This window comes from Microvirga puerhi (genome assembly GCF_020089865.1).
Classification (GTDB): domain Bacteria; phylum Pseudomonadota; class Alphaproteobacteria; order Rhizobiales; family Beijerinckiaceae; genus Microvirga; species Microvirga puerhi.
In genome coordinates this window covers 29,680-43,278 of sequence record NZ_JAIRBM010000011.1, presented here as the reverse complement: position 1 = coordinate 43,278, position 13,599 = coordinate 29,680, and the positions used below count along the sequence as shown (strand labels likewise).

The window sequence follows — 13,599 nt, the reverse complement described above, 5'->3', positions numbered from 1 at the left end:
GGGGGTTTTGCCAAGTTTCTCAGCCCGCCGCCTACGCCATGCGGAACCGCCAGACGTTGCTCTTCTTGATCTCGGCGTCCTCCAGGGTGCGGGTCACTGGGACCTCATACCGGGCGAGGCTATCAAGCCGGTCCTTTGGCAGGTAGCTGCGTCCCGGGTCGCCGATCAGAACGGTCGCGCCACGTGTATTGAGGGCGAAGAGCCAGTCGATTACTTGCCGGGCCAGATCGCGCTCATAGCAGATATCTCCGGCAAGGACGGTGTCCCAGCCGCGATCCACGCCGATGAGATCCTCCTGCGCCGCCTCGATCGCAACACCATTGGCTTCGGCATTGATCCGAATGGCCGCGACGGCGAAATCGTCGATATCGCAGGCCGTTACCTCTGCGGCCCCCGCTTTTTTGGCCGCGATGGCCACGAGACCGGATCCGGAGGCGAAATCGAGGACGCGCTTTCCCCGCACCGTCTCGGGATGGTCAAGGATGTAGCGCGCGAGGGCCTGTCCACCGGCCCATGCGAAGGCCCAGAAGGGCGGCGGCAGGCCGATGGCCCCAAGTTCCTCTTCGGTTTTCTGCCACAGGGCCGTTGCCTCATCCGCCACATGAAGGCGGATCTCGGGCGCGTACGGCACCGGCAGCAAGTGGGTTTCCGCACGAATGAATGCCGCGCGATCCGCGATCATGGTGCGAGAACCTCGGCATAGAGCCGCTTGACGGCATTCATGACCTGCCGCTCGGTGAAGCCGTCGAGGACGCGCGCGCGCGCCGCCTCGCCCATCTGCGCGATGCGATCGGGCCGCTCGCTCAAGGCAACGAAGACCTCCGCGAGTGCTTCCGCATCGTTGGGCGGGACGATCCGGCCTTCAATCCCATCTCGTACCAGGGTCCGGCATCCTGGAACGTCCGTTGTCACGATGGCGCGGCCGCAGGCGGCTGCCTCCAAGAGCGTGCGCGGCAGGCCCTCTCCGCCCCGCGACGGCAGGCAGGCAACATGATGATCGCGCCAGACCGCCGCAACGTCACGCGTCGCGCCGTGCCAGACGATGCCAGACTCTTCGCTCCAGGCCCTCAGCGTCGTGTCCGGGATCGCTTTGGGATTGGACGGGTCAGGCTCCCCATAGAGGGACAGCTCAATGGCAGCGCCGCGGGAGCGGGCCCGTTGAACGGCTTCCACTGCGACGTCGATCCCCTTCGACCACAGCATTCGTGCAACCACCGCCACCTTGAGGGGCGGGGAAGCGGGAAGGGGCTCGGGCTTCAGGATGTCCGGATCAATTCCGGCGCCGCCGACGATGGTGACCCGCGGATCGGTCGGATTGAGACCAAGGAGGCGCGGATCGTCCGTGTTCTCGAAAATGTACCGGGTCCGTGCCGTCTGAAGACCACGGATGAGCAGCCGAACAGCACGCTGGGCGAGACGACCGACGATGTCGGTTCGCGCCCCGAGAAAGCCGAGGCCCGTGAGGGCATAAATTCGGCTGCCGATTCCTGCCATCGATGCCGCGGTGCCGCCCACGAGGATGCTGCGCAGTGCGATGCAGTGGACGAGGTCGATCTTCTCGCTCTTCAGAACGGCAGCGAGTTGGCCGGCGGCATAGCCAGCCGCCATGGGATTGAGGCTCCGCCGTTCCGCGTCCAACGGCACGACCCGCGCCCCCTCAGTCTCGATGGTCTCGCGGTGCTGACGCACGCGGGTCACGACCGTCACGTCAAGCCCGAGTTCCTTCGCGGCACGCAGCATAGGCAGAAAATGTGAGACGAAGAACCAATCCTCCGTGACGATGAAGGCGAGCTTTCGCCCGGCAAGGCTGGAGGAGAGGGGGGCGGATGGAGGCTGAGGCAGGGACACGGGCGTTCCAAAACAACGATGAGGCTCTTCTAGGGCATTTTCCGCGCCAGGAAACCTCCTGTTTATTGAGGTTAGATGCGACGAAGGGCGAGGCTCGCAGGCGGAACCGGAACAGACCCGCTCCTGTTGACGAGGCGCCATTGAACGCGGACGCAGCATGCTTCTCGATTCGCACACCACCTCCGACGATGTCATCGATCCCCGCGACGCGGCAGAGACGATCGGTCTCCTTTATGTGTCGGACGAGGAGCCGGGTATCCATCGGCGCAAGGCCGGCAAAGGCTTCGCCTATATGCGGCCGGATGGCGGGAAGGTCTCAGACAAGGCGACCCTCGAGCGTATTCGATCCCTTGTCATTCCACCGGCCTATACGGATGTGTGGATCTGTCCGAAAGCCAACGGTCATATCCAGGCAACGGGCCGGGACGCCCGTGGGCGTAAGCAGTACCGCTATCACCCGGCGTTTCGTGAAGTGCGTGAAAGCACGAAGTACGAGCATATGATCGACTTCGCGAAGGCATTGCCGGAGATCCGCAAGACGATCGATGCGCACATGGCGCTGCGCGGATTGCCGCGCGAAAAAGTGCTTGCGACGGTGGTGCATCTTCTGGAGGACACGCTGATCCGCGTCGGCAATTCCGACTATGCCAAGCAGAACAAAAGCTACGGTCTCACTACGCTGCGCGATCCACATGTGAAGGTCGAGGGCAGCGAGCTGCGCTTCCAGTTCAAAGGCAAGAGTGGCAAGACCTGGAATCTGAAGGTCAAGGATCGACGCATCGCCAAGATCGTAAAGGCTTGCCAAGACCTGCCCGGTCAGCACCTTTTTCAATATCTCGACGAAGAAGGAAACCGGCAATCGGTCACCTCGGCCGATGTGAACACCTACCTGAGGGAAATCACCGGGCGCGACGTGACCGCAAAAGACTTTCGCACCTGGGCTGGAACGGTTCTGGCCGCGCTTGCGCTTTCCGAGTTCGAGGAATTCGACAGTGAGGCCGCGGCTAAGAAAAACATCCGTTCGGCGATCGAGAAAGTCTCCGCCCTGCTCGGCAATACTCCAGCGATCTGCCGGAAGTGTTATGTCCATCCTGAGGTCTTCTCGTGCTACCTTGAGGGTTCTCTCCTTCTCGAGATCAAGGGAGAGGTCGAAGCCGAGCTTCGCGGTAAACTTGCATCGCTTAAACCGGAAGAGGCGGCGGTTCTGTCGCTCCTGAAGAGCCGACTTTCGGCAGAGACCGTGGCGAAGCAGCCACGCCGAGCGGAAGGCCAATCCAGGTCCTCGAAACAGTCCGCCGCAGTGTGAACCTGATCATAGATATGCTTGCTTGATCCAAATGCGTCAGGTTGTTGCCTATTGCGACGACGAATTTGCGAAGCGTCATAACGCATACGGGGGTAACGAACGGCGCGGAACGATGGCTCTACCTCACTTCTTCTGTCTCATCTCTGTTTGAGAAAGGTGCGTCCGAGATCGAGTGCGCCGACCTGATCCTCTTTGCCGCATCTCGGCGCCCTGGTTTTTTTCCCATCTCCGCCCTACAAGCTTAAGTATACGGTTGGAAGGAGCGCGACCATGGAACTCGACGCCTTGATGTTGTCACGGATCCAGTTCGCTTTCACGATTTCCTTCCACATCATCTTTCCCGCCTTCACCATCGGTCTCGCGAGCTGGCTCGTCGCGCTTGAGTTCAATTGGCTGCGAACGGGCAATCCGATTTACCGCAACCTCTTCCGCTTCTGGGTGAAGATCTTCGCCATCTCTTTCGGACTTGGCGTCGTGTCGGGCATCGTCATGAGCTATCAGTTCGGCACCAACTGGTCGCGTTATTCCGAATTTACCGGCAATGTCCTCGGGCCCGTCATTGCATACGAAGTCATCACTGCATTCTTTCTGGAAGCAGCCTTCCTTGGCATCATGCTTTTCGGGTGGGAGAAGGTTGGCGATCGTCTGCATTTCTTCGCCACCTGCATGGTCGCGCTCGGCACATTGATCTCCGCCTTCTGGATCCTTTCCGCCAATTCATGGATGCAGACCCCGACGGGCCATGCCATCGAGAACGGCAAGGCCGTGCCGGTGGATTGGTTCGCGATTGTCTTCAATCCGTCCTTCCCATTGCGCTACGCGCATATGGTCATGGCTGCCTACCTGACCACGGCATTTGCGGTCGCCGGCATGTCGGCCTGGATGCTCTTGCGGCATGCTCATGATGCGCCTGAGGCAAAGCTCGCGGGCGCGCGCCGTTCCATGTCCATGGCGTTGTGGTTCGCGGCGATCTTCGTGCCGATCCAGATTATCATCGGTGATCTTCACGGCCTTGTTGTACTCGAACATCAACCCACCAAGCTTGCGGCTATCGAAGGCAACTGGGAGCGTCAGGCCAACATGCCGCTTCGCCTCTTCGCGATTCCGGATGAGGTGGCGGAGACGAACCGTTACGAGATCGGCATACCGAAAATTGGAAGTTGGGTTCTCACGCATACATTCGAGGGCATCGTGCCGGGGCTGAAGGATGTGCCGGCGGAGGAGCGGCCACCCGTCCTGCCGGTCTTCTTCTCTTTCCGCATCATGGTCGGCATCGGCTTTGCGATGCTGGGGCTGGCACTGTGGAGTCTCTATCTGCGCTGGAAGGGCAGTCTCTACACCACCCGGTCGTTTCTCACAGCGGCCATGCTGATGACCCCATCAGGCTTCGGCGCGGTGCTCTTCGGCTGGTTTACTGCGGAGATCGGCCGACAGCCATATGTGGTGTACGGGCTTCTGAAAACTGCCGATGCGGTATCTCCCGTCTCCGCGACTGCGGTGAGCGCATCGCTCATAACCTTTATCGTCGTTTACACCTTCATTTTCGGATTTGGCTCTTACTACCTCGCCAAGCTCTTGCGCAGGGGGCCGGAGCCGATCGAGGATCTCGAAGAGGCTACTCTGCTAAAGAAGTCGAAACGGCCCTTCTCCGTGCCCGATGAGGGCTTGGATCACCGAAATCCCCATCGGCCGCAACCGGCGGAATAGGAGGCACTCATGTTCGGATTCGGGACAGAGTACGAAGGACTTTCCTTCTGGTTGCCGTTGATCTGGGCGGGCCTCATCGCGGTGGCCGTCGCCATGTATGTCATCGTCGACGGATTCGATCTTGGCGTTGGCATCCTCTTCAAGAGCGCTCGTGACGAGAACTGGCGCGATCGAATGATGTTTTCCGTCGCGCCGATCTGGGACGGCAATGAGACATGGCTCGTTCTCGGAGGCGGCGGCCTGTTCGCCGTGTTTCATCTTGCCTATGCAATTCTGATGCCGGCACTTTACGTGCCGATCATCGTGATGCTGATCGCACTCATTTTCCGCGGTGTCGCCTTCGAGTTCCGCTTCAAGTCGGAGCGCTCCAAATTCCTATGGGACAACGCCTTCCATTATGGATCCCTCGTTGCGACTTTCGCGCAAGGAATGGTTCTCGGCACTTTCGTGCAAGGTTTCGCCCATGACGGACGGCAATTCACAGGTGGTACTCTCGATTTTCTCACGCCGTTCAGTGTGTTGACCGGCCTTGGTCTGATCTGCGGCTACGGTCTTCTTGGTGCGACCTGGTGCGTGATGAAAACCACGGGCGAACTCGAAATCTGGGCCAGGCGCATGGCGTTCCGTTTCCTGATCGCCACCATCGTCGCGATGCTGCTGGTCTCCGTTTGGGTGCCGTTCCTGGGGAGGCAAATCGAAGCCCGGTGGTTCTCCTGGCCGAACATCGTTCTTCTCGCGCCGATCCCACTGATCACAGCTTATGTGGCGTACCAGATCTATCGAGATCTCGAGCTCGGCCGGCATATTCGACCTTTCTTTCTGGCGATTGCACTGTTCCTCCTCGGCTATCTCGGCCTGGGGGTCAGCCTATTTCCATATATCGTCCCGCCGTCCCTGACCGTATGGCAGGCTGCCAATACGGTGAGTTCGCAGCTCTTCGCCCTTGTGGGCTTTGCCATCGTTATGCCCGTGACGTTCGCCTACACGGCCTATGCCTATTACGTCTTTCGCGGAAAGGTGTCCGAGGAGATCCGGGCCGGCGGCTACGGATATCACTAGGATGGCAACCCAGCCCAGACCGTCCGAGGGGCGCCTGAAGAAAGTGGCGTGGTTCGGCCTGCTCTATCTCGCGAGCCTCGCTACCTTCGCAGCTGTGGTTTACGGGCTGCGCAGCCTCATCCCCCATTGAGCGGATCCGGCGAGATTCGCCGAGGACCGACTTTCCGCAACCGTCAGGAGGCTTTCTCAGCCTTTTGTCGAAAGGCTGCGACGACTTGTCAATTCAGCCGATGGCCGAGAATCATTGCCCAAGTCGCTGTAATAAAAGGATAAACCCCCGTTCCATTGCCCTATCGGGGAAATTTTATTCACTGATTGTGCGCCTTTTCGTTGACATAATTACATGGAATAGGGTTACAAAAGGCGTGGCGTAAGGTAAACACCATGCCGGGGGCTTCCTCCTGACGTGAAATCGATTGCTCAAAAGGCGCCGGCTGAAGGCGCTCGCGAAAGTTTCACGGCGTTAGCCCGCACCCCGTCGCCATCGCGAGATGGCATCGCCCACCGCCCCGGACGGCAGTTCGGAGCGGGAGGTATCCGTAACGCAAAGGCGCGGTTCGTTTCCGATCGATCCGCTTCATGGGACGAGAGATGACGCAGGCATCAAAAAGGCACCGGGAAGACAGCACAGAGGTCTATGACGCTCTGAAAGCGTGCAGCCCATCATTCATCGGCGTCGCCGTGTTCTCCGCGGTCGTCAACCTTCTGGCCCTCACGGGCTCCCTCTACATGCTCCAGATCTACGATCGGGTGCTCTCGAGCCGCAGCATTCCGACCCTGATCGGGCTCTCCCTCATCGTGCTCGCGGCCTACGTCCTGTCCGGCGGTCTCGACATGCTGCGCGGCAAGATGCTCGCCCGCATCGGCGCCCGCTTCGACGAGCAGCTTTCCCACCGCGTCTTCGATCTCGTGGCGCAGATGCCGCTGCGCGGCGCCAAGCAGACCGAGAGCATGCAGCCGATCCGCGATCTCGATCAGATCCGCGGCTTTCTCTCCAGCCTCGGCCCGACGGCGCTGTTCGACATGCCGTTCATGCCGATCTTTTTCCTTGGCTGCTTCATGATCCACCCCTGGCTCGGCGTCATGTCGGTGGTCGGCGGTGTCTGCATCATCATTCTCACCCTCTATACCGATGCCAAGAGCAAGGCGCCGTCCTACGAGCTGACCAAGAGCTCGGCCGAGCGTCATGCCATGGCCGAGACCAGCCGTCGCAATGCGGAGGCGATCCGGGCGCTCGGTATGCTCGGCTTCCTGGCCAAGCGCTATGACGAGGTGCATTGCCGTCACGTCAACGATGGCCTACGCGCCAGCGAGGCGGCTTCCGGCATCAGCGCCTTCGCCAAGGTGTTCCGCATGGTGCTCCAGTCGGCCATCCTCGGCCTCGGCGCCTATCTGGTGATCGAGGGCCAGATGTCGGGCGGCCTGATGATCGCCGCCTCGATCATGATGTCGCGTGCGCTGGCACCGATCGAGATCGCGGTGGCGCACTGGAAGGGCTTCACCGCCGCGCGCCAGGGCTATCGCCGCCTGCAGCACATCATGTCGCTGATCCCGCCGCAGGCGCAGGTTCTTGGCCTGCCGGCCCCGAAGGCGAGCCTCGCGGTGGAGGAGGTTTATGTGGGCGCGCCCGGCGTGCAGCAGCCGATCGTCAACGCCGTGTCGCTGCAGCTCCAGGCCGGCCAGGGCCTCGGCCTGATCGGCCCCAGCGCCTCGGGCAAGTCGACCCTGGCCCGCGCCCTCGTCGGCGTGTGGCCGACCATCCGCGGCGAGATCCGTCTCGACGGTGCGGCCCTCGACCAATGGGAGGCCGATGCGCTCGGGCGTCATATCGGCTACCTGCCGCAGGACGTGGAGCTGTTCGACGGCACGGTCGCCGAGAACATCGCCCGCTTCCAGCCCAACGCGAAGCCCGACGACATCATCTCCGCGGCCCAGATGGCAGGCGCACATGAGCTGATCCTCGGTCTGTCGGAGGGCTACAACACCCGCATCGGTGAGGGTGGTGCCGCCCTTTCGGGTGGCCAGCGCCAGCGCGTGGCGCTCGCCCGTGCCCTTTACGGCAACCCGTTCCTGGTGGTGCTCGACGAGCCCAATGCCAGCCTCGACGGCGCCGGCGACGATGCCTTGAACCGGGCGATCCTGTCGGTGCGCCAGCGCGGCGCCATCGTGGTGGTCATCACCCACCGCCCGGCCGCTCTCGGCCAGGTCGATCAGGTCGCTATCATGGAAGAGGGACGGATCAAGCTCATGGGCCCGCGGGACGAGGTTCTGCAATCCGTCATGAAGCGCAACACCACGCCTGCTCCCGCTGCTGCCGTCCGGCCGCAGACGGGACCCGCCGGCAATCTGCGAGAGGTTGGTTAAATGAGCACGCTCATCCTCCAGGGAGCCAAGCCGAAGGCTTCGATCCATCAGAAGGCCCTGCGCCGGGCGGCGATCACCGGAACTGCGATGATCGTGTTGTTCGGCGGCACCATTGGTCTATGGGCCGCCACCGCAACCCTATCGGGCGCGGTCGTGGCCGGCGGCCAGTTCGTGGTCGACACCAGCGTCAAGAAGGTGCAGCACGCCACCGGCGGCATCGTCGGGGAGCTGAAGGTGCATGAGGGCGACAAGGTTGCCGCCGGCGATCTTCTGGTCCGCCTCGACGAGACGGTGACGCGGGCCAACCTGCTGCTTGTCACCAAGCAGCTCGATGAGTTCGTCGCCCGCCGGGCCCGGCTCGAAGCCGAGCGCGACGGCGCGAGTGCGGTGTCGGATCCGGAGGAATTTGCCGGACGTCTCGACGAGCCGGCGGTGAAGACCATCATGGCCTCCGAGCGGACCCTGTTCGAAGCCCGCCGCTCGGCGCGCGACGCGCAGAAGGATCAGCTGCGCAAGCGCATCTCGCAGTCCCAGGACGAGATCACCGGTCTCAAGGCGCAGCAGGAGGCCAAGAGCCGCGAGGCGGAGTTCATCAAGGAAGAGCTCAAGGGGGTGCGTGAGCTCTACCAGAAAAATCTGGTGCAGCTGCCGCGCCTCAACGCCTTGGAGCGTGATGCGGCGAGCATCGAGGGCCAGCGCGGCCAGCTGATTGCAGCGGTCGCACAGGCCGAAGGCAAGATCGCCGAAACCTCGCTGCAGATCATCCAGGTCGACGAGGAGATGCGAGCGGACGCGCTGAAAGAGCTGCGCGACTATCAGGGCCGCATCGCAGAGTATACCGAGCGCCGGGTTGCGGCCGAAGATCAGCTCAAACGCACCGACATCCGTGCGCCGAGCGCCGGCTTCGTGCATCAGCTCAACGTGCACACGATCGGCGGCGTGATCTCGCCGGCCGAGCCGGTGATGCTGATCGTTCCGACGAACGACAAGCTCGAGCTCGAGGCCAAGGTGATGCCGAACGACATCGACCAGCTGAAGATCGGGCAGAACGCGACGGTGCGGGTGCATGCCTCGAACCAGCGCATGATCCCCGAGCTGCACGGCACGGTGAGCCGGATCTCGGCGGACGTGTCGCGGGATCAGCAGACGAACGTGTCGTTCTACACGATCCGGGTCGATCTGCCGGCAGACCAGATCCAGCGTCTGGAGAACCTGAAGCTGATCGCCGGCATGCAGGCGGAGGTGTTCGTGGAGGTGAACAAGCGCACCCCGCTCGAATACTTCTTCAAGCCCATGGAAGAGCAGATCGCCAGAGCCTTCAGGGAACACTAAAAAGCTCTGCGGCCGACAGAAATCCGTTCAACTACGTCATGCGGGGTGAGAAGCTCACCCCGCATGACGTGAGCCGACAGTGTAACCATACGCCTCTCACACCGTGTCGCATTGATGACGTTGAGCATGTGTCGCTGCGGCTGCTCACCCGACCGGATTGTGATATTGGCAATCAGATGAACCGCAAGGTGACATCTGGCAGAGGCGCCATTTCCTTCCCCACCGATGCATCAGAGGCGTATGCCGCTCGTTTCGTCGAAGAGGTGCACTTTCTCCGGTTGCGGAGCAAGGCGAAGGGTATCGCCGACCTTCACACCACGCAGATCGCCGAACAAAGCATAGACCGGATGCCCGGCAAGATCGCCGAAGAGGATGACTTGTGAGCCCGTCGGCTCCACGATCTCGATCTTGAAGGGCAATCCGGCATCCTGATTAATCTCAAGATGCTCGGGTCGGATGCCATAGAGCAGGGCACCGGAATTCACATTCGTAGGTGCCGGGCCGATGGGAAGATCGGTTCCCTTGTTCGTTCGGAAGGCCCCGTTTCCGGCGCGGCCGCGCAGCAGATTGATGGCCGGCGAGCCGATGAAATTTGCGACGAAGGTGTTTGCGGGCCGGTCGTAGAGATCCATCGGGGAGCCGATCTGCTCGATCCGGCCGCCATTCATCACCACAATGCGGTCCGCCATCGTCATGGCCTCGACCTGATCGTGCGTCACGTAGATGGAGGTCGCGCGAAGCCGCTGGTGGAGAGACCGGATCTCGGTTCTCATGGCAACACGGAGCTTGGCATCGAGATTGGAGAGCGGCTCATCGAACAGAAAGACTTGAGGATCGCGCACGATGGCGCGACCCATGGCAACACGTTGACGCTGGCCACCGGAGAGCTGACGCGGATAGCGATCGAGGAGATTGCGAAGCCCAAGAATTTGAGCCGCATCCTCTACCTTCGCACGGATTGCCTTCCTGTCTAGGCCGCGCAATGTAAGGGCGAATGACATATTCTCGAACACCGACTTGTGGGGGTACAAGGCATAGTTCTGAAATACCATCGCGATGTCGCGATCGCGGGAATCGATATCATTCACGATCCTGTCGCCGATTTGGATCGTTCCTGCGGATGGTTCTTCAAGTCCGGCAATGATTCTAAGAAGGGTTGACTTGCCACATCCGGAGGGCCCGACGAGGACGACGAACTCCTCGTTGGCAATCTCAAGGTCGACCTCCGGCAATACGATAGTGCTCCCGAACGACTTGCTCAGCTTGTTCAAAACAACGTGGGCCATGACTGCTCCAAACTGGTTCAGCGTGACGAAAGCATTCCGCCATCGGCCATGATGACGCTGCCAGTGATGAAAGAAGCTTCTTCGGAAAGGAGAAAGGCCACTGCCGCGGCGATCTCCTCGGGCGCGCCAATACGATTGAGAACCTGTCGCGTGGCGAGGCTTGTGCGTCGTTCTTCGGCCCCTGCGTCGTTGCCGACAAGCCGCTCGATCCACGGAGTCTGTACCGTGCCAGGACACAGGCAATTCACCCGAATTCCGTTGGGTGCGAGCTCGACCGCAAGAGCTCTGGTCAAACCCAACACAGCCGCCTTCGAGGCACAATAGGCAGCACGATCCGCAAAGCCCAGGTGCGCGGCGACCGATGACAGGTTCACGATACTGCCGTGATGGGACATCAGTGGGGCTGCCGCTTGGCACATCAGCATCTGCCCGGTGACATTGACGGCAAAGACGTTGTTCCAATAAGGCAATGTCATTTCATGGAGGGGAAGTTCCCCCGGAATGCCGGCGTTATTAACCAGCATGTCGCAACGACCATGGCGATCCTCGATTTCGTGGAACAAGGCAGCGATACTGGCCGGGTCCGTCACGTCGAGCGTGCATTCCACGAGATGCTGGAGGCCGCTTGTCGATGCTTTCTCAGGCTGCCTATCTGCCGCGTAAACGAAAGCTCCCTCCCGAGCGAGCCTGTCGGCAATCGCGCGTCCGATTCCTTGGGCCGCGCCTGTGACGACGGCAATTCGGGATGCAAAGCGATCTGTGGTGCTCATCTCAGTATTTCGGCTTTTCTGCGAACCAGCCTGGCCGATCCGGATCAAGATACGCGCCGATCACTTTCGTCGTGCGCAGGCTTTCGAGTCGATCGAGATCAGGCGTGACGCCGAGGCCCGGTCCCGTGGGAACGGGGAGACGTCCGTTCCTGATCACGTGCGCTTCCGTGATGATATCGGTGCTGTGATAGTAGTACTCGGTGTCTATGGCGATCGACATGTTGGGGATTGACGCTGCCAGGTGAAGATAGGCCGCTTGCGACAATCCGAGCTCGCCACCGCTGTGAAGCGTTACCGGAAGACCAGCGGCTTCTGCAATGGCTGCGGATTTCAAGCAATGCCAAAGTCCGCCCTCCTCATGTGGATCGAGAAGGATGACGTCTGCGGCGCTCATCCTCACGATATTGCCGACATCACCCTGGGTATAGGCTGATTCATCAAGAGCGACCGGCGTGGTTTGCACTTTGCGTAGTTCTGCATGGCCAATGAGGTCGTGCAGCACGAGCGGTTGTTCGATATAAGCCAGATCGTAGGGTTTGAGCCTCTCAAGCAGTCGCTTCGCTGTTCCGGGCGTCCATGCTCCGTTGACGTCGGCGCGCAAGGGAATGGCATCCCCGATTGTCCGGCGCACGGCCTCGACCAGCTTGATGTCACTCTGGAAGTCGTGTCCGATCTTGAGCTTGAACGTGGTGTAGCCTTGGTCGAGAAACCTCGATGCCATCTCCGCGCATCCGGTCGGATCAGCGACGAACAGATAAGCCGATAGTTCGATCTCGTTGCGATAGGCGCCACCCCACAAGGCATGCAGAGGAAGCTGGGCATGACGCCCCACGGCGTCCCACATGGCCATTTCCGCTGCCGCCATAGCCATAACGGCTGCTCGCTGATGGTGATAATAGCCGGCGCCCAGCACGTGACGATGGAAACGCTCGACATCAGCGGCGTTCCGGCCCATCAAAAGCGGTGCAACCACCTTCTCGAAAACCGCTGGAACGAAATCGAGGAGGGCGATCGTCTCGCCATAGCCCTTTATGCCGCTCGCCGTCGTGATCTCCACGACCAGGCGCGTGCTCCCGGGCCGCTTGCCGGATCCCCACACGATCGGATGCTCGAACGGAATATAGATCAGCCAGTGTCTGACGGACGTGATCGTCAGAGGAGAGTCCTGAAACGCCATACTATCAATCCATGTACAGGCCGCCGTTGACGTTGATCACTTCACCCGTGATGTACGCGGCCCGTGCGGACGAGAGAAAGAGAATGAGATCGGCAATCTCGGAAGTATCTGCCATGCGCCCCAACGGCACGAAGTCAGTGACCCGTTTCAGTTGGTCCGACGAAAGCGCCTTGATAAGGTCAGTTGCGACGGGTCCAGGCGCCACCGCGTTCACGCGGATGCCTACTCGCGCGGCCTCGATCGCGAGAGCGCGCGTAAAGCCGATGACCCCGGCCTTGGACGTAGAATAGGACGTGTTGTCCCCAAACAATGTGCCACGCTTTCCGGCGAACGAGGCAAGGGAGACGATTGTGCCCTTTGTGTTCGCCAGGGCAGGCATGGCCGCACGCGACAGAAGGTAGAGTGCATCGAGATTGATGGACATGACCCGCCGCCATGAATCAGGCGTGGTTTGCGCGATGGGTGCCGGCTCGCTGATCCCTGCGTTGTTAACAAGAACGTCGAGCCTCCCGAAGGCCGTCAACGTGGCCTGCATGAGCTCTTCAGCCGCACTTTCGACAGTCAGATCCACGACGGCACTCGCCGAGCCTGGTATGCTCTCGCGGGCAGCGGCGAGGGATTGTGCATCACGATCCGCGAGCATGACCTGCGCGCCTTCGGCTGCAAAGCGTTTCGCGGTTTCAAAGCCAATTCCTCGTGCAGCGCCCGTGATGAGCGCAACCTTACCATCCAACTCCAAAAGCATGTCAT

At 61.0% G+C, this 13,599-nt stretch carries 12 protein-coding genes; 6 read left to right on the top strand and 6 right to left on the bottom strand.

Features of this window, described 5'->3' with window-relative positions:
* Positions 1-31: 31 nt before the first annotated feature.
* Positions 32-682: a class I SAM-dependent methyltransferase gene (locus tag K9B37_RS15210; protein WP_224314212.1), complete on the bottom strand. Its 651-nt coding sequence runs from the start codon at positions 680-682 to the stop codon at positions 32-34.
* Complete coding sequence (locus K9B37_RS15205) at positions 679-1,848, bottom strand: glycosyltransferase family 4 protein (RefSeq protein ID WP_224314210.1); 1,170 nt, start codon at positions 1,846-1,848, stop codon at positions 679-681. Before K9B37_RS15205 ends, K9B37_RS15210 begins: the two co-directional genes overlap by 4 nt.
* Positions 1,849-2,005: 157 nt before the next feature.
* Between K9B37_RS15205 and K9B37_RS15200 the strand changes: the two genes are divergently transcribed.
* From K9B37_RS15200 to K9B37_RS15180, 6 genes are all read left to right on the top strand, one after another.
* Complete coding sequence (locus K9B37_RS15200; RefSeq protein WP_224314208.1) at positions 2,006-3,154, top strand: DNA topoisomerase IB; 1,149 nt, start codon at positions 2,006-2,008, stop codon at positions 3,152-3,154.
* Positions 3,155-3,424: 270 nt separating this feature from the next.
* On the top strand, positions 3,425-4,861 hold the full coding sequence (locus K9B37_RS15195) for a cytochrome ubiquinol oxidase subunit I (RefSeq protein ID WP_224314206.1): 1,437 nt from the start codon (positions 3,425-3,427) through the stop codon (positions 4,859-4,861).
* 9 nt (positions 4,862-4,870) lie between these two features.
* Positions 4,871-5,920 (top strand): cytochrome d ubiquinol oxidase subunit II, encoded by a 1,050-nt coding sequence (gene cydB, locus K9B37_RS15190; protein WP_224314204.1) that lies wholly within the window; start codon positions 4,871-4,873, stop codon positions 5,918-5,920.
* Position 5,921: 1 nt separating this feature from the next.
* Positions 5,922-6,050, top strand: coding sequence for a hypothetical protein (locus K9B37_RS24650; RefSeq protein WP_255616627.1), 129 nt, complete (start codon positions 5,922-5,924; stop codon positions 6,048-6,050).
* A 461-nt stretch (positions 6,051-6,511) separates the two neighbouring features.
* On the top strand, positions 6,512-8,284 hold the full coding sequence (locus tag K9B37_RS15185) for a type I secretion system permease/ATPase (RefSeq protein ID WP_224314202.1): 1,773 nt from the start codon (positions 6,512-6,514) through the stop codon (positions 8,282-8,284).
* The gene (locus K9B37_RS15180) at positions 8,285-9,616 is read left to right on the top strand and encodes an HlyD family type I secretion periplasmic adaptor subunit (RefSeq protein ID WP_224314200.1); all 1,332 of its coding nucleotides are present in this window, start codon (positions 8,285-8,287) and stop codon (positions 9,614-9,616) included.
* A gap of 230 nt (positions 9,617-9,846) precedes the next feature.
* On the opposite strand, the gene K9B37_RS15175 is transcribed toward K9B37_RS15180, so the two are convergent.
* Genes K9B37_RS15175 through K9B37_RS15160 form a run of 4 tightly spaced genes read right to left on the bottom strand, consistent with a single transcriptional unit; the run spans position 9,847 to position 13,594 of the window.
* A complete protein-coding gene (locus tag K9B37_RS15175) occupies positions 9,847-10,902 on the bottom strand; it encodes an ABC transporter ATP-binding protein (RefSeq protein ID WP_224314198.1) in 1,056 nt (351 codons plus the stop codon).
* Between the two features lie 17 nt (positions 10,903-10,919).
* Entirely contained in the window at positions 10,920-11,672 is a 753-nt protein-coding gene (locus K9B37_RS15170; RefSeq protein ID WP_224314197.1) for an SDR family NAD(P)-dependent oxidoreductase, read from the bottom strand.
* Between the two features lies 1 nt (position 11,673).
* Positions 11,674-12,849, bottom strand: a complete 1,176-nt coding sequence (locus K9B37_RS15165; RefSeq protein WP_224314195.1) for a mandelate racemase/muconate lactonizing enzyme family protein — start codon at positions 12,847-12,849, stop codon at positions 11,674-11,676.
* Between the two features lie 4 nt (positions 12,850-12,853).
* The gene (locus tag K9B37_RS15160; protein WP_224314194.1) at positions 12,854-13,594 is read right to left on the bottom strand and encodes an SDR family NAD(P)-dependent oxidoreductase; all 741 of its coding nucleotides are present in this window, start codon (positions 13,592-13,594) and stop codon (positions 12,854-12,856) included.
* Positions 13,595-13,599 lie beyond the last annotated feature (5 nt).